24 protein-coding genes are annotated in these 25,879 nt (G+C 70.7%); 8 read left to right on the top strand and 16 right to left on the bottom strand.

Going from position 1 to position 25,879, the window contains the following annotated elements:
* Positions 1 to 146: 146 nt before the first annotated feature.
* From ACFWYS_RS32160 to ACFWYS_RS32130, 7 genes are all read right to left on the bottom strand, one after another.
* Positions 147 to 926 (bottom strand): ABC transporter ATP-binding protein, encoded by a 780-nt coding sequence (locus ACFWYS_RS32160; RefSeq protein WP_384776363.1) that lies wholly within the window; start codon positions 924 to 926, stop codon positions 147 to 149.
* On the bottom strand, positions 919 to 1,848 hold the full coding sequence (locus tag ACFWYS_RS32155; protein ID WP_384776361.1) for an ABC transporter permease: 930 nt from the start codon (positions 1,846 to 1,848) through the stop codon (positions 919 to 921). The genes ACFWYS_RS32160 and ACFWYS_RS32155 overlap by 8 nt, the downstream gene beginning before the upstream one ends.
* 96 nt (positions 1,849 to 1,944) lie before the next feature.
* Positions 1,945 to 2,817: a glycosyltransferase family 2 protein gene (locus ACFWYS_RS32150; RefSeq protein WP_384776375.1), complete on the bottom strand. Its 873-nt coding sequence runs from the start codon at positions 2,815 to 2,817 to the stop codon at positions 1,945 to 1,947.
* Positions 2,818 to 2,825: 8 nt separating this feature from the next.
* A complete protein-coding gene (locus ACFWYS_RS32145) occupies positions 2,826 to 3,605 on the bottom strand; it encodes a CDP-alcohol phosphatidyltransferase family protein (protein WP_384776359.1) in 780 nt (259 codons plus the stop codon).
* The gene (locus tag ACFWYS_RS32140) at positions 3,583 to 4,644 is read right to left on the bottom strand and encodes an iron-containing alcohol dehydrogenase family protein (protein ID WP_384776357.1); all 1,062 of its coding nucleotides are present in this window, start codon (positions 4,642 to 4,644) and stop codon (positions 3,583 to 3,585) included. Before ACFWYS_RS32140 ends, ACFWYS_RS32145 begins: the two co-directional genes overlap by 23 nt.
* A complete protein-coding gene (locus ACFWYS_RS32135; protein WP_369274749.1) occupies positions 4,632 to 5,384 on the bottom strand; it encodes a sugar phosphate nucleotidyltransferase in 753 nt (250 codons plus the stop codon). The genes ACFWYS_RS32140 and ACFWYS_RS32135 overlap by 13 nt, the downstream gene beginning before the upstream one ends.
* Positions 5,381 to 7,168, bottom strand: a complete 1,788-nt coding sequence (locus tag ACFWYS_RS32130) for a DUF5941 domain-containing protein (protein WP_384776355.1) — start codon at positions 7,166 to 7,168, stop codon at positions 5,381 to 5,383. Before ACFWYS_RS32130 ends, ACFWYS_RS32135 begins: the two co-directional genes overlap by 4 nt.
* A gap of 280 nt (positions 7,169 to 7,448) precedes the next feature.
* On the opposite strand from ACFWYS_RS32130, the gene galE reads away from it, so the two are divergent.
* The 3 genes from galE to idi all read left to right on the top strand — a co-directional run bounded on the left by galE (position 7,449) and on the right by idi (position 10,338).
* Complete coding sequence (galE, locus tag ACFWYS_RS32125) at positions 7,449 to 8,432, top strand: UDP-glucose 4-epimerase GalE (RefSeq protein WP_384776353.1); 984 nt, start codon at positions 7,449 to 7,451, stop codon at positions 8,430 to 8,432.
* Positions 8,433 to 8,589: 157 nt separating this feature from the next.
* On the top strand, positions 8,590 to 9,531 hold the full coding sequence (locus tag ACFWYS_RS32120; protein ID WP_384776351.1) for a cation diffusion facilitator family transporter: 942 nt from the start codon (positions 8,590 to 8,592) through the stop codon (positions 9,529 to 9,531).
* Between the two features lie 213 nt (positions 9,532 to 9,744).
* On the top strand, positions 9,745 to 10,338 hold the full coding sequence (gene idi / locus ACFWYS_RS32115) for an isopentenyl-diphosphate Delta-isomerase (RefSeq protein ID WP_384776349.1): 594 nt from the start codon (positions 9,745 to 9,747) through the stop codon (positions 10,336 to 10,338).
* 4 nt (positions 10,339 to 10,342) lie between these two features.
* Here idi and ACFWYS_RS32110 read toward each other — a convergent pair whose 3' ends face one another.
* Both ACFWYS_RS32110 and ACFWYS_RS32105 read right to left on the bottom strand, forming a co-directional pair.
* Positions 10,343 to 10,852, bottom strand: a complete 510-nt coding sequence (locus ACFWYS_RS32110; RefSeq protein WP_384776373.1) for an ATP-binding protein — start codon at positions 10,850 to 10,852, stop codon at positions 10,343 to 10,345.
* Between the two features lie 174 nt (positions 10,853 to 11,026).
* A complete protein-coding gene (locus ACFWYS_RS32105; RefSeq protein ID WP_384776347.1) occupies positions 11,027 to 11,653 on the bottom strand; it encodes an HdeD family acid-resistance protein in 627 nt (208 codons plus the stop codon).
* Between the two features lie 69 nt (positions 11,654 to 11,722).
* Here ACFWYS_RS32105 and ACFWYS_RS32100 point away from each other — a divergent pair, with 69 nt between their 5' ends.
* Positions 11,723 to 12,472 carry an enoyl-CoA hydratase/isomerase family protein gene (locus ACFWYS_RS32100; protein ID WP_384776345.1) on the top strand — a complete coding sequence of 250 codons (750 nt, stop codon included), beginning with the start codon at positions 11,723 to 11,725 and terminating at the stop codon, positions 12,470 to 12,472.
* Here the strand turns inward: ACFWYS_RS32100 and ACFWYS_RS32095 are convergent.
* Together ACFWYS_RS32095 and ACFWYS_RS32090 are read right to left on the bottom strand one after the other, a co-directional pair.
* A complete protein-coding gene (locus ACFWYS_RS32095; RefSeq protein ID WP_384776343.1) occupies positions 12,459 to 13,094 on the bottom strand; it encodes a DJ-1/PfpI family protein in 636 nt (211 codons plus the stop codon). The genes ACFWYS_RS32100 and ACFWYS_RS32095 overlap by 14 nt on opposite strands.
* A 68-nt stretch (positions 13,095 to 13,162) precedes the next feature.
* Positions 13,163 to 14,122, bottom strand: a complete 960-nt coding sequence (locus tag ACFWYS_RS32090) for a GlxA family transcriptional regulator (protein WP_384776341.1) — start codon at positions 14,120 to 14,122, stop codon at positions 13,163 to 13,165.
* A gap of 114 nt (positions 14,123 to 14,236) precedes the next feature.
* On the opposite strand from ACFWYS_RS32090, the gene ACFWYS_RS32085 reads away from it, so the two are divergent.
* Positions 14,237 to 15,106: a hypothetical protein gene (locus tag ACFWYS_RS32085; RefSeq protein WP_384776339.1), complete on the top strand. Its 870-nt coding sequence runs from the start codon at positions 14,237 to 14,239 to the stop codon at positions 15,104 to 15,106.
* Positions 15,107 to 15,368: 262 nt separating this feature from the next.
* Here ACFWYS_RS32085 and ACFWYS_RS32080 read toward each other — a convergent pair whose 3' ends face one another.
* The 3 genes from ACFWYS_RS32080 to ACFWYS_RS32070 form a co-directional block, all read right to left on the bottom strand.
* Positions 15,369 to 16,301 (bottom strand): NAD(P)-dependent alcohol dehydrogenase, encoded by a 933-nt coding sequence (locus ACFWYS_RS32080; RefSeq protein WP_384776371.1) that lies wholly within the window; start codon positions 16,299 to 16,301, stop codon positions 15,369 to 15,371.
* Positions 16,302 to 16,341: 40 nt separating this feature from the next.
* The gene (locus ACFWYS_RS32075) at positions 16,342 to 16,941 is read right to left on the bottom strand and encodes a TetR/AcrR family transcriptional regulator (RefSeq protein ID WP_384776337.1); all 600 of its coding nucleotides are present in this window, start codon (positions 16,939 to 16,941) and stop codon (positions 16,342 to 16,344) included.
* Positions 16,942 to 17,099: 158 nt separating this feature from the next.
* A complete protein-coding gene (locus tag ACFWYS_RS32070) occupies positions 17,100 to 18,200 on the bottom strand; it encodes a hypothetical protein (protein WP_384776335.1) in 1,101 nt (366 codons plus the stop codon).
* Positions 18,201 to 18,468: 268 nt separating this feature from the next.
* On the opposite strand from ACFWYS_RS32070, the gene ACFWYS_RS32065 reads away from it, so the two are divergent.
* From ACFWYS_RS32065 to ACFWYS_RS32055, 3 genes are all read left to right on the top strand, one after another.
* Positions 18,469 to 20,868, top strand: a complete 2,400-nt coding sequence (locus tag ACFWYS_RS32065) for a Tex family protein (RefSeq protein WP_384776333.1) — start codon at positions 18,469 to 18,471, stop codon at positions 20,866 to 20,868.
* A gap of 100 nt (positions 20,869 to 20,968) precedes the next feature.
* Positions 20,969 to 21,520, top strand: coding sequence for a putative glycolipid-binding domain-containing protein (locus ACFWYS_RS32060; RefSeq protein ID WP_384776331.1), 552 nt, complete (start codon positions 20,969 to 20,971; stop codon positions 21,518 to 21,520).
* A gap of 141 nt (positions 21,521 to 21,661) precedes the next feature.
* The gene (locus tag ACFWYS_RS32055; protein WP_384776329.1) at positions 21,662 to 22,861 is read left to right on the top strand and encodes a serine hydrolase domain-containing protein; all 1,200 of its coding nucleotides are present in this window, start codon (positions 21,662 to 21,664) and stop codon (positions 22,859 to 22,861) included.
* 51 nt (positions 22,862 to 22,912) lie between these two features.
* Here the strand turns inward: ACFWYS_RS32055 and ACFWYS_RS32050 are convergent, their stop codons facing one another.
* Both ACFWYS_RS32050 and ACFWYS_RS32045 read right to left on the bottom strand, forming a co-directional pair.
* Positions 22,913 to 24,553 carry an ABC-F family ATP-binding cassette domain-containing protein gene (locus tag ACFWYS_RS32050; RefSeq protein ID WP_384776327.1) on the bottom strand — a complete coding sequence of 547 codons (1,641 nt, stop codon included), beginning with the start codon at positions 24,551 to 24,553 and terminating at the stop codon, positions 22,913 to 22,915.
* Positions 24,554 to 24,756: 203 nt separating this feature from the next.
* Positions 24,757 to 25,779 (bottom strand): oxidoreductase, encoded by a 1,023-nt coding sequence (locus ACFWYS_RS32045; protein WP_384776325.1) that lies wholly within the window; start codon positions 25,777 to 25,779, stop codon positions 24,757 to 24,759.
* Positions 25,780 to 25,879: the final 100 nt, after the last annotated feature.

The following is a 25,879-nucleotide window of genomic DNA, read 5'->3' as shown; positions in this document are numbered from 1 at the left end:
GCACAACACAACACACCACGGATTGGCGTCACTCTGCCTGGGGCCAGCCGGTGTTGACTTTTCCTTTGCAGACGGGGGCCCCGCCGGAGCAGTTCCGGCGGGGCCCGGGGAAGCCTTCTGGGCCACACGGCCCATGTCCGGGTGGACTACTTGCCGGTGAACTTCTCGTACTCCTTGAGGACCTCGTCCGTAGGCCCGTCCATCCGCAGCTCGCCGCGTTCCAGCCACAGGACGCGGTTGCAGGTGTCCCGGATCGACTTGTTGTTGTGGCTGACCAGGAACACCGTGCCCGCTTCCTTGCGCAGCTCGCGGATCCGGGCCTCGGAACGCTTCTGGAAAGAACGGTCGCCGGTGGCCAGCGCCTCGTCGATCATCAGGACGTCGTGGTCCTTGGCCGCGGCGATGGAGAAGCGCAGCCGGGCCGCCATGCCGGAGGAGTAGGTGCGCATGGGGAGGGTGATGAAGTCGCCCTTCTCGTTGATGCCGGAGAAGTCGACGATGTCCTGGTAGCGCTCCTTGATCTGCTCGCGGGACATGCCCATGGCGAGGCCGCCCAATATGACGTTGCGCTCGCCGGTGAGGTCGTTCATCAGGGCCGCGTTCACACCGAGCAGTGAGGGCTGGCCGTCGGTGTAGACCTTGCCCTTCTCCGGCGGGAGCAGGCCGGCGATGGCGCGCAGCAGGGTGGACTTGCCGGAGCCGTTGGAGCCGATCAGGCCGATGGCCTCGCCGCGGTAGGCGACGAAGGAGACGCCGCGCACGGCGTGCACCTTGCGCACACCCCGCTCCTCGCCGCGCTTGACGATGCGGCTCAGAGCCGCGGTGGCGCTGCCCTTGCCGGTCTTGGCGCCGTTGACGCGGTAGACGATGTGCAGCTCGTCGGCGATGACGGTGGGGATGTGGGCATCCGGGTTCTGCTCAGCCACGGCCGTACCTCTCTTCCGCCTTCCAGAAGTAGACGAAGCCGCCGACCGCGAACAGCACGGCCCAGCCGAGCGCGGCCGCCCAGACGTGGTGGGGGAGGTTCTCACGGCCGTAGCCGTCGATGAGGGCGAAGCGCATCAGGTCCATGTAGATGGCCGCCGGGTTCCACTGCAGGACGGTCGACACCCACTGCGGCTTGTCGGCCAGCATGACCGGGATGGAGAACATCACGCCGGAGGCGTACATCCACGTACGCATCACGAAGGGCATGAGCTGGGCCAGGTCCGGGGTCTTCGCGCCCGCGCGGGCCATGATCAGGGCGAGGCCGGTGTTGAAGAGGAACTGCAGGGCGAGCACCGGGAGGATCAGCAGCCAGCTCGCCTTCGGGTAGCTGCCGAAGCCGATCGCCACGACGAACATCACGATCATCGAGTACAGCAGTTGCTGGAGCTGCTGCAGCGCGAAGGAGATGGGCAGCGAGGCGCGCGGGAAGTGCAGGGCGCGCACCAGGCCCAGGTTGCCGGAGATCGCGCGTACGCCCGCCATCACCGAACTCTGGGTGAAGGTGAACACGAAGACGCCCGTGACCAGGAACGGGATGTACACCTCGCGCGGCATGCCGCGGTCGGCCTGGAGGATCACGCCGAAGATGAAGAAGTACACGGCCGCGTTCAGCAGCGGGGTGGCCACCTGCCAGATCTGGCCGAGCTTCGCCTGGCTGTACTGGGCGGTCAGCTTCGCCCGCGAGAACGCGAGGATGAAGTGCCGCCGGTCCCAGAGCTGGCGGACGTACTCGAACAGCGAGGGGCGGGCGCCGCTCACGGCCAGCCCGTACTTGGCGGCGAGCTGCGCCGCCGTGAGTCCCTCGTCGGGCGACGGAGGCTCGCTCACCGCGACCGAACCGTCGTGCGTTGTCTCACTCACCAGTTGAAACTTTCGTCTTCGAGATGCGCAGCCTGTGCCGGCCTGGCATGTACCTGGGGCCGGGTTGCGGCCCTGTGGCTCTCAGGGTCGAGCTTGTCAGATGACCGGAGGTCGGCCCAGTCGAGTCAGCCGCCACACCGTACGCCACTTCATGGGCCTGCGGGGACCGCACGAGGTGGTCCACCCTTCCCGGAATCCGCCGAACCATGCCCTCAGGGCGGAGCGGGAGGGGCGGCGGACGAGGGTGAGCAGCATCCAGACGCCCAGATAGACCGGGACAAGGGGGGCGGGGAGGTTGCGGCGGGCGAGCCAGACGCGGTTGCGGGCGACCATGCGGTGGTAGACCGCGTGCCGCGAGGGTGCGGTCGTCGGGTGGTACAGCACCATGTCGGACCGGTAGTCGATCATCCAGCCCGCGTCGAGAGCCCGCCATGCCAGGTCGGTTTCCTCATGGGCGTAGAAGAATTCGTCCGGGAGCCCGCCGACTTCGGCGAAGACCTGGGTGCGTACGGCGTTGGCGCCGCCGAGGAAGGTGGTGACCCGGGAGGAGCGCATCGGGTCGGAGGCCCGCAGCCGGGGGACGTGGCGGCGCTGGGTGACGCCGGTGTCGGGGTCGGCGATACGGAAGCTGATGATGCCGAGCTTCGGGTCGGCCGCGAAGGCCTCGCGGCACAGCTCGGCGGTGTCGTGCTGGGCGAGGAGGCCGTCGTCGTCGAGGAAGAGCAATATGTCGACGTCCCGGCCGCTGGGGCCGAAGGCCTCGATGCCGACGTTGCGGCCGCCGGGGATGCCGAGGTTCTCGGGCAGCTCGATGGTGCGGACGCCCTCGGGGACGTCCGGGACCGGGGAGCCGTTGCCGACCACGACGACCTCGACGCGGTCGCCGTCCTGCTTGGCGACCGAGTCGAGCAGGGCGCGCAGCTCGTCGGGGCGGTTGCCCATGGTGATGATGACCGCGCCGACCTTCATGGGCGCGCTCACTTGAGCCTGCTCGACGCGAGGATCGACACCAGGTGCAGCAGGGTCTGGAGCAGCGCGATGCCGGCGAGCACGGCGACGCCGAGCCGGGAGAAGAACAGGTCGCCGCGGATCTGGTCGGCGATCGCCAGGACCAGGATCAGCAGCGAGGCCTCGATGCCGAGGATGAGGCGGTGGAACTTGAGCAGGGCGGCGGCCTTGCGGGCCATGGCCATGCCGGAGGAGCGCATCTCGGACGCCGACTCCTGGACCGGGGGCTTGCCGGCCTGGTGGCGGGCCACGCCGACGAGGTCGGTCTCGGCCTTGATCAGGATGGCGCCGAGCGCGGCCAGCGTGCCGAGGAAGGCCCACAGCCAGTCGATACGGCCGCTGCCCCACAGGTCGGCGGCGCGCAGGCCGAAGCCGACGAGCACGGCGGCGTCGGTGAGGTAGGCGCCGACGCGGTCCAGGTAGACGCCGCTCAGCGAGTACTGCTTCTTCCAGCGCGCGATCTCGCCGTCGACGCAGTCCAGCAGCAGATACATCTGGACGCACACCACGCCGAGCACGGCACCCGGGATCCCCGGCACCAGAAGTGCCGGGGCCGCGAGCACACCGAAGACGGTCATCAGGTACGTGAGCTGGTTGGGCGTGACCCTGGTGTTCACCAGGTAGCGGTCGACCCGCAGGGACACCTCGCGCATGTAGAGGCGTCCCATCCAGTGCTCACCGCTGCGCCGGTCCTTCACCCCCGCGGGGTGAACGACGGGGCGGAGTTCAGCTACCGATGGCCTTGACATAGTCGGCGTAGATGTCCTTGATCTGGTCGGTTGTCAGGTCGAGGTGTTCGAGGATCGTGTAGCGGCCGGGCCGGGTCTGCGGAGCGAACTCGACGGCGCGGACGAACTCGTCCACCGTGAAGCCGATCTCCTCCGGCAGTACCGGCAGCCCGTGCCGACGCAGCACCTCGGCCATGTAGGCCGACTCCTCGTGGGCTCCGCGCAGGTACATCGCGAAGGCCGCGCCCAGTCCGCACTGCTCGCCGTGGGCGGCGGCGCGCTTGGGGTAGAGCAGGTCGAAGGCGTGGTTGATCTCGTGGCAGGCGCCGGAGGACGGGCGGGAGTCGCCCGACACCGACATGGCGATACCGCTGAGCACCAGCGCCTCGGCCAGCACCTGCAGGAAGCCGGTGTCCCCGATGCCGCCGGGGTGGCGCAGCACCGCCTCGCCGGCCTGCCGGGCGATCGCGGCGGCGAGGCCGTCGATCTTCTCGCCCTTGACCCGGTTGGCCAGCTCCCAGTCCGCGATCGCGGAGATGTTGGAGACGGCGTCGCCGATGCCGGCCCGCACGAAGCGCACGGGGGCGTCGCGGATGACGTCCAGGTCGATGACGACCGCGATCGGGTTGGGCACGCCGTAGGAGCCGCGCCCGGCGTCGTTGTCGAGGGTGGCGACCGGCGAGCACAGGCCGTCGTGCGCGAGGTTCGTCGGTACGGCGACCAGGGGCAGGCCCACGCGCGCCGCGGCGAACTTGGCGCAGTCGATGATCTTGCCGCCGCCGAGCCCGACGACGGCGTCGTAGTGGCCGGCCTTTATGTCGCCGGCCAGCCGGATCGCGTCGTCGAGGGTGCCGCCGCCGACCTCGTACCAGGAGGCGCCGGGCAGCGCGGGAGCGAGCCGCTCCCTGAGCCGGGCACCGGAGCCGTTGCTGACCGCGACGGCCAGCTTGCCGGAGTGCGAGATGCGCTCGTCGGCGAGCACACAGGCCAGGTCGTCCAGGGCACCCGGGCGGATGTCCACGACGACCGGCGAGGGAATCAGCCTCGTCAGTACTGGCACGCGATCTCCCGTCCGCGGGCGAGATCGTCGTGGTTGTCGATCTCGACCCACTTGACGTCGCCGATCGGCGCCACGTCGATGCGGAAGCCGCGGTTCACGAGCTCCTGGTAGCCGTGCTCGTAGAACTGCTGCGGGTCGGTCTCCCACACCGCCTTGAGGGCGTCGGCCAGCTCGGGGGCGGCGTCGCCCTCGATGAGGGTGACGCCGATGTACTCGCCGGTGGCCTCGGCGGGGTCCATCAGCTTGGTGATCTTCGTCATGCCCTTCTCGGGGTCGACGACGACCTTCATCTCCTCGTCGGCCAGGCTCTTCACCGTGTCCAGGGCGAGGATGATCTTCTTGCCGTCGCCGCGGGCGGCGAGCAGCGTCTTCTCGACGGAGACCGGGTGGACGGTGTCGCCGTTGGCGAGGATCACGCCGTCCTTGAGGGCGTCACGGCCGCACCACAGGGAGTAGGCGTTGTTCCACTCCTCGGCCTTGTCGTTGTCGATGAGGGTGAGCTTGAGGCCGTACTTCTGCTCCAGCGCTTCCTTGCGCGCGTACACGGCTTCCTTGCGGTAGCCGACGATGATCGCGACCTCGGTCAGGCCGATCTCGGCGAAGTTGCCGAGGGTGAGGTCGAGAACCGTGGGTTCGCCCTCTATGCCCGCAGGCCCCACCGGCACCAGCGCCTTGGGAAGGCTGTCGGTGTAGGGGCGCAGACGCCGTCCGGCGCCGGCCGCCAGCACGAGGCCGATCATGCGGGTTCTCCTTCATCGTGTACGGCGGGCGCCCCTGCGGACACCCAGAAGCGGATGCTCTCGACGAGCACCACGAGGGCCACGGCCACGGCGAGGGCCGTGAGCGCGACCGTGAACTGCGAAGCGGTGAGCGCGGCGGCCAGGACGGTGACGAGCAGCGTCCGCCCTTCGTGCCCCCCGACGGCGCGCACCAGCCAGGCCGGTGGCGCTCCGGCGTTGCCGCGGATGCGGTACACCGTGTCGTAGTGATGGTAGGCGACCGCCGCCACCAGGCCGAAAGCCGCAGGAAGGGCTCCGTTCACGTCCGCTTCGGCTGCCAGTACCAGGACGGTGCAGTACTCGGCGGCGCGGAAGACGGGCGGGACGAGCCAGTCGAGGGTGCCCTTGAGAGGGCGGTACAGGGCCTGACCGGCGGTGATCGCGTAGACGACGGCGCCCGCGACGGGCGCCCAGGTCGCCCCGGAGAGCAGGGACACGGCGAGGACGGCCGTCCCGCCCAGCGCGATCAGCAGCGGGGCGCCGAGCACGGCACGCGTGACACGGGCCACGAAGGAGGCCAGCGGTCCGTTGTCCGCGAGGTCGGCCAGTGCCTGCGCGGCCCGGGCCGTGCGCCTGGCCTTCCGCGTCACCGACCGCAGCACCCGGCCCGCGGTGGTGTACGTCGCCGCGAACGCGCAGCCGATGAGCAGCGCGTAGAAGGTGATCCGGGGCGTGGTGACCGCCGTGAGGACGGCGATCATCGCCCAGCGCTCGCCGATCGGCAGCACGATCATCCGCCGCACCCACACCGTCCAGCCGACGCTGTCGAGCTTGTCGGAGAGGGCGGCCGTGGGGCTGGTGTTGGCGGTGGCGTCGTGGTTGGCCTCGTTGAAGGAGAAGTCCACGACGTGCCGGCAGGTCTGGAGGATCATCGCGCCGAGGGCGAGGGCCCAGACGTCGTCGCCGCCGCGTGCCGCGCCGAGGGCGAGTCCGGCGTAGTAGGCGTATTCCTTGGCCCGGTCGAAGGTGGCGTCGAGCCAGGCGCCGAGCGTGGAGTACTGCAGGGAGTAGCGGGCGAGCTGGCCGTCGGTGCAGTCCAGGACGAACGAGAAGATCAGCAGCAGGCCGGCCGCGATGAATCCGCCGCGGGTGCCGGTGGCCGCGCAGCCCGCCGCGATGAGAGCGGTGATCAGGGACGCGGTGGTGACCTGGTTCGGGGTCAGGCCTCGGTTGGCGCACCAGCGGGCGATGTAGCGGGAGTAAGGGCTGATGAAGTACGTCGTGAAGAAGCCGTCACGGGCCTTCACGGCCGACTTCAGGCGTACGGCTTCGTCGTCGACGGCGGCGACGGCCTGCCGTGCCTCGTTGCGGGCCTGCGGGTCGGCCGGGACGGCGGCGACCAGGCTGCCGAGCTCGGGGCGGTGGACGTCGGTGCCGTCGTCGTGGAGGGCGGTGACGACGCGGTCGGCGAGGCTGTCGACGGCGACGGCCGTACCGCCGCCCGCGGAGGTCTCGCGGGCCATCGCGCGGGTCAGGGCCTTGCGGCCGGCCGGCTGTGCCGTCACGGCGCCCGGGATCGCGGCGAGCGGGAAGCGGGGGTCGGTGAGGCCGAGGCGCAGCGCGTGCAGGTGGCCGACGAAGCGGGCGTCGACCAGGGCGACGCGCTGGTCGCCGGGCACCTGGGCGAGGAGCGTCTCGGTGTCGGCCGGGTCGGCGGCGACCCGCACGTCGTAGCCGAGGGACCGCAGATCGCCCTCGATCGACGATCCGGGCACCGGCTGACCGGTGAGGATGGCGGTCGACAACCGAACTCACTCCCTGGGTGCCGGCATGTCCGCGCCGGTCATGTACGTGGGTGGCGGCGCCCGTCGGCGGTGGCGTCCGGGCGGCGTGTCGGCAGAGGCTATCGGACGCATGGAAGCCGACGTTCACCACCCGTTTGGCGGGGCGATCAACGCGGTTTGCCCAGAGCAATGCCGCGATCATCATCGGGGATTCGGGGCCCCACCCACAAACTCGTACTCACAGACGGGACATCGGGGACATTGGTTCCACCGCCGGTCCCCCGGCATAGGGTGGGCGACCATGACATGGCTGATCACCGGCGGAGCCGGCTACATCGGGGCACATGTGGCGCGGGCCATGACCGACGCCGGGGAGCGGGTCCTCGTACTGGACGATCTCTCGGCCGGGCATCCCACGCGGCTTCCGGCGGACGTGCCGCTCGTCGAGGGGTCCTCGCTGGACGGTGACCTGCTGAAGCGAGTGCTGGCCGAGCACTCGGTGTCGGGTGTGGTGCATCTCGCGGCGCGCAAGCAGGTCGGTGAGTCCGTGGCACAGCCCGCGCGCTACTACCGGGAGAACGTGGGCGGTCTCGGCACGCTGCTGGAGGCGGTCGCGGAGGCCGGGGTCGGGCGGTTCGTGTTCTCGTCGTCCGCCGCCGTCTACGGCAACCCGGATGTGGATCTGATCACGGAGGACACCGCGTGCGCGCCGGTGAACCCGTACGGCGAGACCAAGCTCGCCGGGGAGTGGCTGGTGCGGGCTGCGGGCCGGGCACACGGCATCTCCACCGTATGTCTGCGCTATTTCAACGTCGCGGGCGCCGCCGCGCCCGAGCTGGCCGACACGGGCGTCTTCAACATCGTCCCGATGGTCTTCGACCGGCTCACCCGCGACGAGGCCCCGCGGATCTTCGGCGACGACTATCCGACGCCGGACGGCACCTGCGTCCGTGACTACATCCATGTCGCCGACCTCGCCGAGGCGCATCTCGCGGCGGCTCGGCGGCTGAGCGCGGCGGACGCGGACGGTGACCCGGGCGGCGATCTGACGGTCAACATCGGTCGCGGCGAGGGCGTCTCCGTGCGCGAGCTGATCACCGTGATCGGCGAGGTCACCGGCGACCGGCGCCCCGCGGTCATCGAGCCCCGGCGCCCCGGCGACGCCCCGCGCGCGGTCGCCTCGGCCGAGCTGGCCGCCGCGGAACTCGGCTGGACGGCTCGGCGCTGGGTACCCGAGATGGTCGAGTCGGCGTGGCAGGGGTGGCTGCGGCACCGCCGGGCCTGATCCTGCGCAACGCCCTGACCTGCATATCGTTTCCGCAGGTCAGGGCACATGACAACGGTGTTCAGTGCCGCGTTGCCCGATACCCCCCACCCGTAGTTCACTGTGATCCCGGACCGACATTCCGATCGTCTACGGACCGCAGAAGGGCGGCATTTCCATGGGGGCTGGGCACGATCACGGCCATGCGCACTCGCACGCACCGACGACCGGCACGGCGGCGGCCGCGTACCGCGGGAGGCTCCGGGTCGCGCTGTCGATCACGCTCGGCGTCATGGTGGTCGAGATCATCGGCGGTGTGGTCGCGGACTCGCTCGCCCTGATCGCCGACGCGGCGCACATGGCGACGGACGCGCTGGGCCTGGGCATGGCTCTGCTGGCGATCCACTTCGCGAACCGGCCGCCGAGCACGACACGCACCTTCGGCTACGCCCGCGCGGAGATCCTCGCGGCCCTCGCCAACTGTCTGCTGCTGCTCGGCGTCGGCGGCTATGTGCTGTACGAGGCGGTCCAGCGGTTCCTCACGCCCGCGGACACCGAGGGCGGCCTGATGATCGTGTTCGGTGCGATCGGCCTGGTCGCGAACATGATCTCGCTGACGCTGCTGATGCGGGGCCAGAAGGAGAGCCTGAACGTGCGCGGTGCCTTCCTGGAGGTGGCCGCGGACGCGCTGGGCTCACTGGCGGTGCTGATCTCGGCGGTGATCATCCTGACCACCGGCTGGCAGGCCGCCGACCCGATCGCCTCGCTGGTCATCGGCCTGATGATCGTGCCGCGCACCTTCAAGCTGCTGCGCGAGACCCTCGACGTACTGCTGGAGTCGGCCCCCAAGGACGTCGACATGGCGCAGGTGCGGGCCCACATACTCGCCCTGGACGGTGTCGAGGACGTCCATGATCTGCATGCGTGGACGATCACGTCCGGGATGCCGGTGCTGTCGGCCCATGTGGTGGTGCGCTCCGACGTCCTGAACGCGATCGGCCACGAGAAGATGCTGCACGAGCTCCAGGGATGCCTGGGCGACCACTTCGACGTGGAGCACTGCACCTTCCAGCTGGAGCCGGTCGGGCACGCCGAGCACGAGGCCCGGCTGTGCCACTGAGGCCGGGATACGGCTTCGGCACTGAAACAACCGTACGGTCCGATAAAACGTCAGTACGGGCGGAATGCAGCGATCCGGTGGTCGGTCGCGTCCTCATGCTCACAGCGCCCCCGCGGACGGTTCCGTGCCCGCCGCGCCGGGCACGATCAACTGCCGGGAGTGCCGGATTCGTACGGCACACTTGGGGCGCGAAGACCGATGCGAAGGATGGGTATGCCGATCACACCTGCGACCGCGACGCACAGTCCGTCGAACGGCGCCGCAGACGCGATTTTGCTGGAACTGGTCGACGAGAACGGTGTGACGATCGGCACCGCTGAGAAGCTCGCCGCCCATCAGCCGCCGGGGCAGCTGCACCGCGCGTTCTCCGTGTTCCTCTTCGACGAGCAGGGCCGGCTGCTGCTCCAGCAGCGGGCGCTCGGCAAGTACCACTCCCCCGGTGTGTGGTCCAACACCTGCTGCGGACACCCCTACCCCGGCGAGGCCCCCTTCGCGGCCGCGGCCCGGCGCACCCACGAGGAGCTCGGTGTCTCCCCGTCGCTGCTCGCCGAGGCGGGCACCGTCCGCTACAACCACCCGGACCCGGACTCGGGCCTGGTGGAGCAGGAGTACAACCACCTCTTCGTCGGCCTGGTGCAGTCCCGGCCGCGGCCGGACACGGAGGAGGTCGGCGACACCGCCTTCGTGACCTCGGCCGAGCTGGCCGAGCGCCACGCGAAGGACACCTTCTCGTCCTGGTTCATGACCGTGCTCGACGCGGCCCGCCCCGCGATCAGGGAACTGACGGGCCCGTCGGCCGGCTGGTGAGGGCCTAGGGGACGCCCACGGGCTTGAGCGGGACGGCGGCCCAGATCACCTTGCCGCCGCTCGCCGTGTGCTCGACGTCGCAGACGCCGCCCGCCTCCCGCGTGACCTCGCGCACCAGGAGCAGGCCGCGGCCGCCGGTCTGGCCGTGGTCCGCCTCCAGGGCGGTCGGGCGGTAGGGGTGGTTGTCCTCCACCGACACCCGCAGCCACTCGGCTCCGACGGCGACCTCCACGGCGAGCATCGGCGACAGCAGCGCCGCATGCCGTACGGCGTTCGTGACCAGCTCCGAAACGATCAGCAGCAATCCTTGGACAAGGTCGTCCGAGACCGGCACGCCCTGGCGGTACAACAGGTCCCGGACGGCGTGCCGCGCCTGCGGGACCGAGGCCTCGACGGCGGGAGCGGTGAACCGCCAGACGCCTTCGTAAGGCAGTGGATTCGGCGGCCGCTGCCCGAGGGGCTCGTCAGCGTCGCCTGCTGGGCGTGGGCCGGACCCGCGCCCATGGTTCTCCATCGTCCGGTCGCCACCCTCGCGCTCGATTGTCACCACAAGTCGAGTGTTGGTAACGCGCACGTCCGGACCGTAGAACTGAACACAAGTCAGCAGGTATCGAGCGTTTCTGATCGTTGGCGTATGACGGCGTCAGGTGGGGGACCGCTCCTGTCGCGCTGGTGCCGACTTGGCGAACTATTCGGGTTGTACGGGTTTGCCGACGCTGTCGCCCGGTTCCTTCTGCCTGTCCCCTTCGGGGGGCATTTGCTCGGTGACCATGCTGACGACCCGCCGTCCGCCGAAACCGGTCGCGAGCAGACCGAGTCCGTCGAAGAGCAGGGCGAGGGAGAAGAGGGTTCCGACGACGTATCTGCTGCTGGGCCAGGAACTCAGCACCAGGATGCCGAGGAACAGGTCGAAGGCGCCCTGCAGCAGGGTCCAGCCGAACTGCGGACCGCGCACCACCAGGCTGCCGACCACCCGGAACAGCCCGCCCGTCAGGAACAGCAGGGCGGCGAACATGGCCAGCGCCTCGGCCGCCGCCTCCGGTCTGCGGATCACCACCACACCGGCCGCGATATTGAGCGCCGCGACCGCCACACCTAGCCAGAAGAAGTTGCTGCCGCGCGCCTGGACCGCGTGCAGCAGGCCGACGATGCCGCCGATCAGCAGCAGCCAGCCGAACAGAAGCATCGAGGTGAGCGTGGCGAAGCCGGTGTAGAGAAGACCGACGACTCCCGCGACCACCAGGATCACGCCCAGCGCCGCCAGCCAGCCGAAGCCACGGCTCAGCTTGGCGGTCTCGTCCTTGTCTCCCCGCATCCGGGGCCTCCTAGCGCTGCGGCCCCCTTCTTGATCGTACGGTCATGCGGTGCGGCTAGCATCCGACGCATGGAGCCCCAGCTGCAGCACAGCGTCGCCGACTCGGTCGCCACCGTCGTCATCCACCATCCGGCCAAGCGCAACGCGATGACGGCCGCGATGTGGCAGGCGCTGCCGCCGCTGCTCGACACGCTTGCCGCCGATCCCGCGGTGCGGGCGCTGGTGCTGACCGGTGAGGGCGGGACGTTCTGCGCGGGCGCCGACATCTCCACGCTGCAGGGGTCGCCGCAGGAGGCACAGTCACTGGCCGTGGCCGCCGAGGAGGCGCTGGCCGCCTTCGCGAAGCCGACGCTGGCGGCGATCCGGGGGCACTGTGTGGGCGGCGGGTCGCAGCTGGCGGCGGCGTGCGATCTGCGGTTCGCCGAGGAGGGGTCGCTGTTCGGGGTGACTCCGGCCAAGCTCGGGATCGTGTATCCGGCGTCCTCCACCCGGCGGCTGGTGTCGCTGACGGGGCCGGCCGCCGCCAAGTACCTGCTGTTCTCGGGCGAGTTGATCGACACGGCGCGGGCCCTGCGTACGGGCCTGGTGGACGAGGTGCTGCCGGAGGGCGAACTCGGCAAGCGGGTCGTGGAGTTCACCCGGATCCTGGTGTCGCGCTCACAGCTGACACAGGCCGCGGCGAAGGAGTTCGCCGGCGGGCGCACCGACCGGGACGAGCACTGGGCGGAGCAGGCGCGCGCGAGCGGCGACACCGCGGAGGGCGTCGCCGCGTTCCTGGAGCGCAGGCGGCCCCACTTCACCTGGACTACGTCAGGCTGAAGCGGCTGTTGGTGCGGAACTCCTCCACGAGGTGGGCGGGCGCCTTCTGCGGGGAGCCAGCGTCGTAGGGCGGCTGCGGGTCGTACTCGGTCAACAGCTGTACGGCCTGGGCGTGTTCGTCGCCGGCGATCTTCCCGACCAGGGTCAGGCCCATGTCGATGCCCGCGGAGACACCGGCCGCGGTGAGGTACTTGCCGTCGAACACCACGCGCTCACCCGTGGGCTCGGCGCCGTACTGCGGCAGGTAGTCGAGGGTGAGCCAGTGGGAGGTCGCGCGGCGGCCCTTCAGCAGGCCCGCGGCGGCGAGGAGCAGCGAGCCCGAGCAGACGGAGGTCGTCCAGGCGCTGGTGGAGTCGGCGGTCCTGAGCCACTGAAGGAAGGTTCCGTTCTCCAGCTCGGTGGGGGTTCCGGAGCCGCCCGGCACCACGACGACATCGGGGCGCGGTACCTCGGCCAGGGACTTGTCGGCCGTGATGGCGAGGAACCCGGTGTCGGCGCGTACGGGTCCGGCCTGCGCGGCGACGAAGTCGACCTGCACCTCCGGGATACGGCTCAGGACCTCGTAGGGCCCGATGATGTCGAGGGCGGTGAAGCGGTCGTACAGGACCATCGCGATCTGCATGGATTTCCCTTTCCGGGGGGCGGTCTTGGGCTGTGCTTCGGCCGGGCTTCGGCTGTGCTCCGGCCGGTTCACCGGACGGTCGTGGGGCGGAACCGGCGGCGGTACTCGGCCGGGGCCGTCCCGAGGCTCTTGACGAAGGCGCGCCGCATGGCTTCGGGGGTGCCGTAGCCGCAGGCGCGGGAGATCTCCTCGACGCCGTCGTGTGTGTCCTCCAGAAGGCGGCGGGCGTGTTCGAGGCGGACCCGGTCGACGTACCGGCCCGGGGTCATGCCGGTCTCGCTCTGGAAGGCACGGGCGAAGTGACGCGGCGAGAGGGCCGCGCGGGCGGCCAGCGACCCGACCGTCAGGTCGTCGTCGGGGTGCTCGGTGATCCAGCGCTGGACCTCCCTCAGCGGCTCGCGCTGCGCCGTCTGGGCGGCCAGCTGGGCGCTGAACTGGGCCTGGTTTCCAGGTCGGCGCAGGAAGACGACGAGATGGCGGGCCAGGTTGAGGGCCACGTCGCGGCCGAGGTCCTCCTCGACCAGGGCGAGGGCGAGGTCGATGCCCGAGGTCACGCCGGCGGAGGTGGCGACATGGCCGTCGCGCACGAAGATGGGGTCCGGGTCGACCTCGACGGCCGGGTGGTCGCGGGCGAGCTTGTCGCAGTAGGCCCAGTGGGTCGTGGCCCGGCGTCCGTCCAGCAGGCCCGCGGCGGCGAGCAGGATCGCGCCGGTGCAGACGGAGACCAGGCGTTCGGCGCGGGGGCCGCGCTCGCGCAGCCAGTCGGTGAGGGCCGGGTCGGGGTTGCGAGTGCCGTTGCCGCCCGGGACGACGAGGGTGTGCGGGTCCCGGGTGTCGGTGAGCGCGTGGTCCGGTACGACGGTCAAGCCGCTGGAGGTGCGTACGGGAGCGCCGTCCAGGGTGGCCGTACGGATCCGGTACGTGCCCGGAGTGTGCTTCTCGGCTCCGGCGAAGACCTCCAGTGGCCCGGTGACGTCGAGGCTCTGCACGTCGTCGAAGAGAACGAAGAGAACGGTTCGCTGTGCCATGCCGTCGATTCTTCGGGGCGGGAGCGATGGCGGCAATGACGTGCTTCCCACCTTTTCTGCCATCGGCTCGCGCGCGCAGGGGCGGCGTACCAAGCGGTTGGTAACCTGCCGGGCATGACTACTGCCGTCCTCGAACCCCGTGCCGGGCGCCGCTGCCACAACGTGCTCAACTCCCTGCACGCGATGTCGTACTTCGCTCCTGAGCTGGGCACGGAATGCGCCGCCATCGGGATCACGCACCCCAGGGCCGTCAACTTCGCGGTGCGGGCGGCCGCGCTGGGGGCGGTCGGTGCGGGGGCGGTGACGGCGACGTTCTACAACTACAAGTACGAGTTGGTGGCGCGGCACGTCCCTGCGGTCTGGGCCGTCGCCTCGCCCGAGGAGGTGCTGGCGGCACGCACGCGTGCGGTCGACGGGGCGTTGCGGCGGTTGCTCGGTGCGCAGGCGGTGGCGTCGGCGGAGATGGGCGAGGCCGCGCGGCTGGCGCTGCGGGCCGCCGAGGCGTGTTCGCGCAGTGCTCGGCCGTTGTACTCGGCGTATGCGGATCTGCCGGTGCCCGAGGAGCCGCATCTGGCGTACTTCCATGCCGCCACCTTGCTGCGTGAGCATCGGGGCGACGGGCATCTGGCCGTGCTGATGGCGGCCGGCCTCGATGGGCTGGAGGCCGTGGTGACGCATACGGCGACCGGCAAGGGCATGGCGCCGAAGTGGGTGTTCACCACGCGTGGCTGGGCTCAGGAGGACTGGGATGCGGCGTGCGGGCGGCTGCGGGAGCGGGGGCTGCTGGATGGTGAGGGGGGTCTGACGCCGGCGGGTGCTGCACTGCGTGAGGAGATCGAGGCCGAGACGGATCGGCTGGATCGGGGGCCGTATGTGCACCTCGGGGTGGAGGGGGTTGGGCGGCTGACCGAGCTGGGGGCGGGGTTTGCTCGGGCCGTGGTGGCGGCTGGGGCGTTTCCGGTGGATCTGCTGGGCAGGGGGTGAGCGGTCGGGGGTAGGAGGTTGTGCGGGGTGGTGCGGGGTGGTGCGGGGTGGTGCGTTGATGGGGTGCCGCCGGGTTTTCTCGCCCCCGCCGCCCCTACCCGTCCCATCCCCAGGGGCGCTGCCCCTTCGACCCCGGCCCTCCTGGGTGGATTCCTACGAGTCGCCGCCCGGTCTCCGGGACGCCCTGGCTGCTGATCGGACCCGAGTGTTCCCTCGTCCACAGCCCGCGGCCTTCTCCAGCAGTATGCGCTCGGTATGCGCTTCAGTAGGAGATGACGATCTTGCCGAGCCGCTCGTTGTGGGTCAGGTCGGTGAAGGCCGTGCGGAACCGGCCGATGTCGTGGACCGCTTCCACGACGGGCGTGATCTCACCGCGGACGACCATGTCCAGGATGCGGGTCTGCGCCGCGGTGGAGGAGTGCGGGACGTAGACGAACGGCGCCTTCCTCCTGCTGAACAGGGATGCGGCCATGCCTCCGGGGTCCTTGTGCGGATTGACGTTGACGAAGGTCCCGCTCCGGGACAGCTTCTTCCTCACCTCGCCGAAGCGCAGCCTCCCGGAGAGGTCGAAGACGGCGTCGTAGGTCCCGGTCAGGTCCCCGAAGGACGTGTCGCGGTAGGAGTGGACGGTCGTCGCGCCGAGTTCCTTGAGACGCGAACCGGAGTTCCGGCCGCCGATCGCCGTGACGTCGGCACCGAGGGCGGCGGCGATCTGCACGGCGTACACGCCCACACCACCGCTCGCGCCGACGACGAGGACGCTGTCCCCGGGGCGCGGTGCGGCCTTGTCCAGGCCGGTCAGCGCGGTCTCGGCGCCGATGGGCAGGGCCGCGGCCTCGGGAAAGCCGAGGTTGTCGGGAAGCTCGGCGAGGTACTCCTCACGGATGGCGACGTACTGAGCCAGGGCCTTCTCACCCTTCGTCAGATGGGGGCCGCCCATGACCCGCTGCCCCCGTGTGAAGCGCCGGCCGTCCGAGCGGACGACACCGGAGAACTCCAGGCCCAGGCTGACCGCTCTCCGTCTGGTCCTGCGGGTCAGTGAACGCGGGTCGTCGTCCTGGACGAACCCCTTCTCCCAGGCGCTCAGGGCGACGGCCTTGACCTCGACGAGCACCTCGCCGTCGGCGGGCCGCGGGGTGGGCACCGCACCGAGACGGAACTTCTCGGCACCCTTCCCGGCGGGGTCGATCAGCATCGCTTCCACGCGGAGTTCTCCGTTCAACGGTCGGGCAGCCTCACTGAGCCGGCGTCGGAAACAGCCGCATCAGGACGTCGGCGGCCTCGTCCTCGCGCAGACGACGGGCGATGACCGCTTCGCACAGACGGTCCGCGGCTCCCAGGAAGGCCGCGGTCAGGGCGTACGCGGTCCGCTGATCGACCCCGGTCAACTCGGCGACGAGAGGGCAGTACCGTTCGGCGTCGTCGGCGAACACGGCGCCCGGGCGCTCGCCCGCGGCTGCGAGAGCGGCGCCGATGTCCGCGTGGAGGGCGCCGTTCTCCAACGTGCACGCGATGTAGGCATCGCACAGTGCCCGCAGCGCGCCGTCGGCCGCGGTCCCGGTTTCCCGGTAGGCGGCCATCACCTCCATGACGGTGTCCTCGTACTCGGCACCCACACGCTGGAACATGGCGTCCAGCAGCCCGGCGAGGGAGCCGAAGTGCTGGTAGGCGATGGGCTTGCTGACACCGCAGGCATCCGCGAGCCGGGCCAGCGTCAAGGAACCGGCCCCCTCCTCCCGCGCCGTACGCAGCGCGGTCTCCAGCAGCAACTCCTTGCGCGTCGCGGCCGACACCCGCCGCCGCTTCACCGGACTCTCCGAGCCGGCCCCTCCCATGTACACCCCTCTCGCTCCGGACTCCATCGTTATTACCATTCGTAACTTACAGATAGCAGCTTAGGGGCAGCCGACACGGTCAGGACGGCCGGCATTCTGGTGTGTTCGTAGGCGGGTACTCCCGTTGCCGTGCCCTGTCCTCTAGACCGTCTGGTCCTCTAGACCGTCTGGGCCGGAGCGGCTGAACCGGCCTGGCTTCGGGAGAGTTCCGTGAACCGCACGCCCATGGACTGCATGGCGGCGACATCGGCCATGACGTCGTTGGCGCCCTCGGGGAAGGAGATTCCAGGGTGGGGCCGGTCGCGACCGTTCAGCCCCAGCACACGTTCCAGCTGCGTCACCGTGCCGGCCGCCGTGAGATGGGCTTGCCCCTCGGGGTCCTTCACCAGGATTCTGCGGGTGGCCGGGCCGTTCTTGATGGTGACGACGAACTCGTGCGGGGCGCCGTCCTCGTCTCCCGGGTTGTACAGGATCCCGAACCTGCGCTCTTTTGAAAGCCTCGCCCACAGACCGGAGTTCACCAGCGCGGTGAATGCCGCGTTGGCGGGACGGTTGTCGAAGGCCATACGCACCGACACTCCTCGCGCGTGACCCGTGGCGACCAGCGTTGCCTGCTCGGGGCTGCTGAAGAGACGGCAGGAACGGGTCTGTCCGTCACTGAAGTCCACCGCACGAGGTTCCGACATGCCTCGCACGGTGCGTGTCTCGCCGCGCTCCCAGAGCTCGAACGGCAGGTGCACGTCGACGAAGCCGGTCGCGGAGTCGGGGCCGGTCCTGTCCTGGAGGCTCAGCAGGATGTCGATGTCGACATGATCGGCCGGTGCGCCCCATCCGTGCGCCGCCGCGGTCACCGCTGCCGCGCTCGCCATCCAGCCCGAGGCGAGGACGACCGGAGCCGTGACCGTTTCCTGCGCCAGCGTCCGGTGCGCGTCCTCGATGCGCACCAGCCAGCGGGCGATGTCGACGACAGGGATGCCCCGCCGGGCGGCGGAGTGCAGCAGACGGTCGTTGTGATCGTTGACGGCCACGAGGACCGCGTCCGGCAGCGGTTCGACGTCGGCGAGTGGATCCTCGTCCGTGACTTCGATCCGCACCGCACCCGCGAGGCCGTGGAGCCGCGCGGCTGCTTCCGCCGTGAAGAAGCGCCGGCCTCCGACGACCACATCCACGTCCGGATGCCTGCGGGCGATCAGGTCGCTGATGAGCATCCCCACTGTGCCGTACCCACCCACCACGAGAACTCTGTTGCTCTTCGCCATCTCGACGACCCCATAAGTTACGACTGGTAAGTTACTAGTCGTAACTTACCATGGAGGTCAACCGCTGCGGCAGAGCGAACACCTCGACGCCATCGGTCAAGGGGGCCGTGCCCCACTCCGGCCACGACCACCCAAGGAGCTGCTCGCGACCAGGTGACATCCATCCCGACCCGTCACAGCGACGGGCCGGGTTGGTGCCCTGACCCCCGCTTGTCGGTGTCACCTGCCACAATTGCCGCGCAACCTCAGTGAAAAGGCGGACGGGATCGTGATGACACCCCTCGTAGGGTCCATCGAAGGCAGGATCGCCGCGGAGCTCGGCGTACGGGAGCGGCAGGTGAAAGCTGCCGTGGAGCTGCTCGACGGCGGTTCGACGGTGCCCTTCATCGCCCGCTACCGCAAGGAAGCGACCGAGATGCTCGACGATGCGCAGCTGCGCACGGTCGAGGAGCGGCTGCGCTATCTGCGGGAGCTGGAGGAGCGGCGGACGGCGATCCTCGACTCGGTGCGTGAGCAGGGCAAGCTGACCGAGGAACTGGAGGCGCAGATCCGCGGCGCCGAGACCAAGGCGCGGCTTGAGGACATCTATCTGCCGTACAAGTCCAAGCGGCGGACCAAGGCGCAGATCGCCCGGGAGGCCGGTCTTGAGCCGCTCGCCGAAGGGCTGCTCGGCGACCCGGGCGTCGACCCGCTGGCGGCCGCCGCCACGTTCGTCGACGCCGACAAGGGCGTCGCCGATCCACAGGCCGCCCTCGACGGTGCCCGGGCGATCCTCACCGAGCGGTTCTCGGAGGACGCCGACCTGATCGGCGAGCTGCGTGAGCGCATGTGGGTGCGCGGGCGGCTGGCCGCCAAGGTGCGGGACGGCAAGGAGGAGGCGGGCGCGAAGTTCGCCGACTACTTCGACTTCGCCGAGCCGTTCACCGAGCTGCCCTCGCACCGGATCCTCGCCATGCTCCGCGGGGAGAAGGAGGAGGTCCTCGACCTCGTACTGGAGCCGGAGGAGGCCGTCGAGGGGCCCTCGTCGTACGAGGGGATCGTCGCCCACAAGTTCGGGATCGCCGAGCGTGGTCGCCCCGCCGACAAGTGGCTGACGGACACGGTTCGCTGGGCCTGGCGGACGCGCATCCTCGTCCACCTCGGCATCGACCTGCGGCTGCGGCTGCGGACGGCCGCCGAGGACGAGGCCGTGGGTGTGTTCGCGGCCAACCTGCGTGACCTGCTGCTCGCCGCGCCCGCCGGCACACGCGCGACGCTCGGCCTGGACCCGGGCTTCCGTACGGGTGTGAAGGTCGCCGTGGTCGACGCGACCGGCAAGGTCGTGGCCACCGACGTCATCTACCCGCACGTCCCCGCCAACAAGTGGGACGAGGCCATCGCCAAGCTGGCGCGGCTGGCGAAGGAGCACTCCGTCGACCTGGTCGCGATCGGCAACGGCACGGCCTCCCGCGAGACCGACAAGCTCGCCGGTGAACTCATCACCAAGCACCCGGAGTTGAAGCTCACCAAGGTGATGGTGTCCGAGGCGGGTGCCTCCGTGTACTCGGCCTCCGCCTTCGCCTCGCAGGAGCTGCCCGACATGGACGTCTCGCTGCGCGGCGCGGTGTCCATCGCCCGGCGTCTGCAGGACCCGCTCGCCGAGCTGGTGAAGATCGACCCCAAGTCGATCGGTGTCGGCCAGTACCAGCACGACCTGTCCGAGGTGAAGCTGTCGCGCTCGCTGGACGCGGTGGTGGAGGACTGTGTGAACGGCGTCGGTGTCGACGTCAACACCGCCTCCGCGCCGCTCCTCTCGCGCGTCTCCGGCATCACCTCCGGGCTCGCCGAGAACATCGTGTCCCACCGGGACGCCAACGGCCCGTTCACGTCCCGCTCGCAGCTGAAGAACGTGGCGCGGCTCGGCCCGAAGGCGTACGAGCAGTGCGCGGGCTTCCTGCGCATCCGCGGCGGCGACGACCCGCTGGACGCCTCCAGCGTGCACCCGGAGGCCTACCCGGTCGTGCGGCGCATGGTGAAGACGTCGGGCCAGGAGGTGGCCGCGCTCATCGGCAACACGGGCGTGCTGCGCTCGCTGAAGCCGAACGAGTTCGTGGACGAGACGTTCGGTCTGCCGACCGTCACGGACATCCTCAAGGAGCTGGAGAAGCCCGGGCGCGACCCGCGTCCCGCGTTCAAGACGGCCACCTTCAAGGAGGGCGTCGAGAAGATCTCCGACCTCGCGTCCGGGATGGTCCTGGAGGGCGTCGTGACGAACGTGGCGGCCTTCGGGGCGTTCGTGGACGTCGGTGTCCACCAGGACGGGCTGGTGCACGTCTCGGCGATGTCGAAGACGTTCGTGAAGGACCCGCGCGACGTGGTCAAGCCCGGTGACATCGTCAAGGTGAAGGTCCTCGACATCGACATTCCGCGCAAGCGGATCTCCCTGACGCTGCGGCTCGACGACGAGGCGGCCCCGCAGGGCCAGCAGCAGGGCGGGGGCGGCGGCGAGCGTCGCCAGCGCGGCGGGCGTCCGCCTCAGCAGCGGCAGGGCCGCGGCGCCGGTGGCGGTGGGGGCGGCGGCGGTAACCGAGGTGGCGGTTCGCGCCAGGCCGCGCCTCCGGCCAACAGCGCCATGGCCGACGCGCTGCGCCGCGCGGGTCTCCTCGACCCCAAGCAGGGCAAGCGCTGAGCCCGCACGCCAGGCCGGGGCAGCACTGACGCGACACACGGGCCCGGACCCTCCGGTACGACTCGGAGGGTCCGGGCCCGTTCGCCCGTAGGGTGACCGCATGCCGACATCGCGTGTCATCACCTGGGAAGTGTCGGAGAGCAAGGGCATCGAGACCGCCTGGACCGAGTTCGGCGGCGCTGTCCTGCGGGCCCGCGGCCGGGCGGTCGGGACGACGCCGGAGCCTTACTGGGTGTCGTACGAACTCGACACGGGCGACCGTTTCGTGACGCGTCGGCTGTCCGTCGGGGTCGACTCCGCGGGCGGCATGCGCACGCTCGATCTGCGGCACGACGGAGCGGGCCGGTGGACGGCGAACGGTGAGCGGCTGCCCGATGTCGACGGCGCCCTCGACTGCGATCTCGGTCTGTGCCCGCTCACCAACACCATGCCGGTGCTGCGGCACGGACTGCATCGGGCGCCCGGGGAACGGGAGTTGCTGATGGCGTGGGTGTCGGTGCCGGATCTGACCGTGCTGCCGTCGCGGCAGACCTACACGCATCTGGAGCCGGGCCGGATCCGCTTCGTCTCGGGCGACTTCCGCAGTGACATCGAGTTCGACGACGACGGCTTCGTCCTCGACTATCCGAGCCTGGCGAGGCGACTGCGCTGACCGGACCGTGCGGATGATTCGGGCCATCCGGCGGGCCACGGCGGCCCGTTGCGCCAAGTGCAGTAGCACGAGCGGCCGCCCGGCCGCGGGCGGGCAAGGCTGGACGCCCAGTCCTGTGTCCGCCGCCGCTCAGGAGAGCCGATGCCGACCCCGTTGCGCCGCCGTCCCCCGATCGGGCCCCGTCTTGGGGCGGTCTCCCTCATCACCGTCTGTCTGACCCTGCTGTGCCCGCTGTCCCCGGCCGCCGCGGGCACCGCCGCGGAGCCCCGACCGCACCCCGATGAATCCCTCCAGCGGCAGCTGGAGCAGCTGGTCCGTGCGCCGGGTGGCCCGCCGGGCGTCATCGCCGTTCTGCGGGACGGCAGGGGAAGCCGGGTCGTACGGGCCGGTGTCGCGAAGCTGGGCAGCGGGCGCCGGCCCGAGCCGAACGACCACATGCGCATCGCCAGTACGGCCAAGGCGTTCAGCGGGGCGGTGGCGCTGTCCCTGGTGGACCGCCGCCATCTGCGTCTGGACGACACCCTGCGCGAGCGGCTGCCCCGGCTGCCGCGGGCCTGGGGTTCCGTGACGCTGCGCCAGCTGCTGAACCACACCAGCGGCCTGCCCGACTACAGCGAGGCCCCGGCCTTCCTGGACATCCTGTTCGCCGACCCCCGGCACCACTTCGACTCCCGCAGACTGCTCGACTTCGTGGCCGACCGGCCGCTGCGGTTCCCGCCGGGCTCCCGGTACCAGTACTCCAACTCCGACAACATCGCCGTGGCCCTGATGGCCGAGGCGGCGACCCGTGTCCCCTACGAGCGCCTGCTGGACGATCTCGTGTACCGGCCGCTCGGCCTGCGCCGGACCAGCCTGCCGCAGGGCTACCGGATGCCGGTGCCCTATCTGCACGGCTACGACGTGACCCCGCCCGCGCCACCGGTGGACGTCAGCGAGCTCATCAGCATGTCCGGTGTGTGGGCCTCGGGCGGCATCGTCTCCACGCCCGCCGACATGACCCGCTTCGTGCGCGGCTACGCCGGAGGCCGGCTCTACGGCCACCACGTCGTACGGGAGCAGCGGCGCTGGATCCCGGGCGGGGCGTCCGAACCCGCCGGCCCGGGCCGCAATGACGCGGGGCTCGGCATCTTCCGGTACACGACCCGGTGCGGCGTGGTGTTGGGGCACACCGGCAACACCCCCGGCTACACCCAGCTGATCGCGGCGACGCCGGACGGGCGGCGGTCGCTGACCTTCTCCACCACCACCCAGATCAACCAGCGCATGAAGCCCGCTCTGCTGCGGCAAATGCGTGCCGTGCAGGAGAACTTCGTCTGCGCCCTGCTGCGCCGGAGGGGCTGACGGGGGTCGGCACAAGGGCTGATGCGGTCGGCCGGGGCCGGTGGGCACGCCCTAGCGTTCGGTCACCTTGCCGTCGGCGACCTCCAGGCGGCGGGTGACGTGGACCGCGTCGAGCATGCGCCGGTCGTGGGTGACCAGGAGCAGGGTGCCCTCGTAGGCGTCCAGCGCCGATTCCAGTTGCTCGATGGCCGGCAGGTCCAGGTGGTTGGTGGGCTCGTCGAGGACGAGGAGGTTGACGCCCCTGCCCTGGAGGAGGGCCAGGGCGGCGCGGGTGCGTTCGCCCGGGGAGAGGGTGGCCGCGGAGCGCAGGACGTGCTCCCTCTTCAGGCCGAACTTGGCCAGGAGGGTGCGTACTTCGACCGGTTCGGTGTCCGGGACGGCCGCGCAGAAGGCGTCCAGCAGGGATTCCTCGCCGTGGAACAGCTTGCGGGCCTGGTCGACCTCGCCGATCAGGACGCCGGAGCCGAGCGCCGACCCGCCCGCCGTCAGGGGGACCCGGCCCAGTAGGGCGCCCAGCAGCGTGGACTTGCCCGCGCCGTTGGCGCCCGTCACCGCCACCCGGTCCGCCCAGTCGATCTGGAGGGACACCGGGCCGAGCGTGAAGTCGCCGCGTCGTACCTCGGCGTCCCGCAGGGTCGCGACCACCGCGCCCGAGCGGGGTGCCGAGGCGATCTCCATGCGCAGTTCCCACTCCTTGCGCGGCTCGTCGACGACCTCCAGGCGCTCGATCATGCGCTGGGTCTGGCGGGCCTTCGCGGCCTGCTTCTCGCTGGCCTCGCTGCGGAACTTGCGGCCGATCTTGTCGTTGTCGTTGCTCGCCTTGCGCCGGGCGTTCTTGACGCCCTTGTCCATCCAGGAGCGCTGCGTCTGCGCCCGGTCCTGGAGGGCGGCCTTCTTGTCGGCGTACTCCTCGTAGTCGTCGCGGGCGTGCCGGCGGGCCACCTCACGCTCCTCCAGGTAGGCCTCGTAGCCGCCGCCGTAGAGGTTGATCTGCCCCTGGGCCAGGTCGAGTTCGAGGACCTTGGTGACCGTGCGGGTGAGGAACTCGCGGTCGTGGCTGACGACGACCGTGCCGGCGCGCAGGCCGGAGACGAAGCGCTCCAGGCGCTCCAGGCCGTCGAGGTCGAGGTCGTTCGTCGGCTCGTCCAGCAGGAAGACGTCGTAGCGGGACAGCAGCAGGGAGGCCAGTCCGGCGCGGGCCGCCTGGCCGCCGGACAGGGATGTCATCGGCTGGTCCAGGTCCACGGCCAGGCCCAGCGAGTCGGCGACCTCCTCGGCGCGCTCGTCGAGGTCGGCGCCGCCCAGGTCGAGCCAGCGCTCCAGGCTGGTGGCGTACGCGTCGTCCGAGCCCGGCGCGCCGTCCACCAGGGCCTGCGTCGCCTCGTCCATCACGCGCTGGGCCTCGGCGACTCCGGTACGGCGGGCCAGGAACTGCCGTACGGTCTCGCCGGGCCGCCGCTCCGGCTCCTGCGGAAGGTGACCGACGGTCGCCGTCGGCGGGGACAGCCGCAGCTCGCCCTCCTCCGGCGCGATGAGTCCGGCGAGCAGACGGAGCAGCGTGGACTTGCCCGCACCGTTGGCCCCGACCAGGCCGATCACGTCTCCGGGCGCGACGACGAGATCGAGCCCGCTGAACAGGGAACGGTCGCCGTGGCCGGCGGCGAGGTTCTTGGCGACGAGGGTGGCACTCACAGGGAGCGATCCTAATGCGCGCGCCACCCGGAGCGCGTCGGCGTTTCCCGGCCCACAAGATCGCCGGGGGCAGCAGCGCCCCGAAGGGGCGCGGGGCTGCATCGATATGCGGCTCCGCCGCGTGGGCGCGACCAGCCACGACGAGCCCGCGGACGACGACGGCCCATCGCGGCACCCACCTCATCGCGGCACCCAGCGGAGCACTACCGCGCAACCGACTCCACCAGCACGCTCCCCGATGTCCGAGCCACCACGAACGACTCCCCCTTCACCGCCTTCGCGTCCAGCGCGATCCGGTGCCGCCCCGCCTCCAGAACACCGTCGAAGACCTCATGCGCATGCGTCCGGTACAGACGGTCGACGCGATACGCGGTGAGGCTGACCCGGCAGGGCGAGGTGACCTCGACGCCCGCCTCGCCGTCGGCCGCCACCAGCCCGGTCAGCCGGCGCTGTTCGACCGGGCTGCGGTCCAGGGCGTGCTCGATCTGGGCGACCAGCAGCGGCACGATCGGCGCGAGGCCGTCGACGTACGCCACCTCGACGCCCGCGTCCGCGAAGACGCGGCGTACGGCGGCACGCTGCTCCTCGCCGATCGCGCGGCCGAAGGCGACGGCACCGTAGACGCGCAGTTCGTCGGCGGGGACGCCGCCCACGTCATGGGTGATGTCGGCGCCGATGCCGATGGTGCGCAGGGCCGCGGCGAGCTTGGCGAGGAGGGCGACGCGGGCGCCGATGAGGAGGACTCGGCGGCGCGGTGCCTCGGAGCCGGCGTCGAGCAGGGAGCCGAGTGCCGCGCGGTACTCGGCGCCGTGGAAGCGGAAGGGGCCGATGCCGTGGTAGCCGTTGAGTTCGAGGTCGGCGTGTTCGTCGGTCTGCCAGGCGAAGTCCTGCCAGATGTAGTCGTCACCGTCCTTGCCTATGACCGCGGTGACCGCGCCGCAGGCGAGGTCCTCGCAGTCGGGGCAGCCGTAGATGACGTACCTGCCTCCTGGAAGCGGGGCTTCCGCCTCCAGGAGCAGGCTGCGGACCTGGGCGGTGAAGATGGCGGGCGGGACGTCGGAGGCGAGCGGGGAGACGGCGTCGAGGTCGGACAGCTGGAACAGCAGCGGGCGACCGTCGACGATGAAGTCCACGAAGTCCCGGTGCACCTGGTAGTTACCGTTGGCGAGGACGCCACCGGCACGCATCGCCGGTGCCAGGCCGAAGGTCGCGTACTCGGCAGACATGCTGTGAGTATCCCCAGAGCGGGACCGATATGAGCGCGGCATGACATATTCCGGTACGTCCCGCCATGAGAGGCGAACAGGCGGACGACGTGCGGCCGCC

It is taken from the genome of Streptomyces sp. NPDC059010, from assembly GCF_042740355.1.
GTDB lineage: Bacteria > Actinomycetota > Actinomycetes > Streptomycetales > Streptomycetaceae > Streptomyces.
Note: the sequence above shows the minus strand (reverse complement) of the source record. Positions and strands in the feature narration are given on the sequence as shown.

Excerpts from the sequence above, each read along its gene's own strand:
- ACFWYS_RS32090 (WP_384776341.1), bottom strand. The coding sequence starts at position 14,122 with ATGGCACAGCGAACCGTTCTCTTCGTTCTCTTCGACGACGTGCAGAGC.
- galE (WP_384776353.1), top strand. The coding sequence starts at position 7,449 with ATGACATGGCTGATCACCGGCGGAGCCGGCTACATCGGGGCACATGTG.
- ACFWYS_RS32095 (WP_384776343.1), bottom strand. The coding sequence starts at position 13,094 with ATGCAGATCGCGATGGTCCTGTACGACCGCTTCACCGCCCTCGACATC.
- ACFWYS_RS32075 (WP_384776337.1), bottom strand. The coding sequence starts at position 16,941 with ATGGGAGGGGCCGGCTCGGAGAGTCCGGTGAAGCGGCGGCGGGTGTCG.
- idi (WP_384776349.1), top strand. The coding sequence starts at position 9,745 with ATGCCGATCACACCTGCGACCGCGACGCACAGTCCGTCGAACGGCGCC.
- ACFWYS_RS32055 (WP_384776329.1), top strand. The coding sequence starts at position 21,662 with ATGCCGACCCCGTTGCGCCGCCGTCCCCCGATCGGGCCCCGTCTTGGG.
- ACFWYS_RS32100 (WP_384776345.1), top strand. The coding sequence starts at position 11,723 with ATGGAGCCCCAGCTGCAGCACAGCGTCGCCGACTCGGTCGCCACCGTC.
- ACFWYS_RS32150 (WP_384776375.1), bottom strand. The coding sequence starts at position 2,817 with ATGAAGGTCGGCGCGGTCATCATCACCATGGGCAACCGCCCCGACGAG.
- ACFWYS_RS32080 (WP_384776371.1), bottom strand. The coding sequence starts at position 16,301 with ATGCTGATCGACCCCGCCGGGAAGGGTGCCGAGAAGTTCCGTCTCGGT.
- ACFWYS_RS32145 (WP_384776359.1), bottom strand. The coding sequence starts at position 3,605 with ATGTCAAGGCCATCGGTAGCTGAACTCCGCCCCGTCGTTCACCCCGCG.
- ACFWYS_RS32070 (WP_384776335.1), bottom strand. The coding sequence starts at position 18,200 with ATGGCGAAGAGCAACAGAGTTCTCGTGGTGGGTGGGTACGGCACAGTG.
- ACFWYS_RS32085 (WP_384776339.1), top strand. The coding sequence starts at position 14,237 with ATGACTACTGCCGTCCTCGAACCCCGTGCCGGGCGCCGCTGCCACAAC.
- ACFWYS_RS32110 (WP_384776373.1), bottom strand. The coding sequence starts at position 10,852 with ATGGAGAACCATGGGCGCGGGTCCGGCCCACGCCCAGCAGGCGACGCT.
- ACFWYS_RS32060 (WP_384776331.1), top strand. The coding sequence starts at position 20,969 with ATGCCGACATCGCGTGTCATCACCTGGGAAGTGTCGGAGAGCAAGGGC.
- ACFWYS_RS32045 (WP_384776325.1), bottom strand. The coding sequence starts at position 25,779 with ATGTCTGCCGAGTACGCGACCTTCGGCCTGGCACCGGCGATGCGTGCC.
- ACFWYS_RS32120 (WP_384776351.1), top strand. The coding sequence starts at position 8,590 with ATGGGGGCTGGGCACGATCACGGCCATGCGCACTCGCACGCACCGACG.
- ACFWYS_RS32135 (WP_369274749.1), bottom strand. The coding sequence starts at position 5,384 with ATGATCGGCCTCGTGCTGGCGGCCGGCGCCGGACGGCGTCTGCGCCCC.
- ACFWYS_RS32105 (WP_384776347.1), bottom strand. The coding sequence starts at position 11,653 with ATGCGGGGAGACAAGGACGAGACCGCCAAGCTGAGCCGTGGCTTCGGC.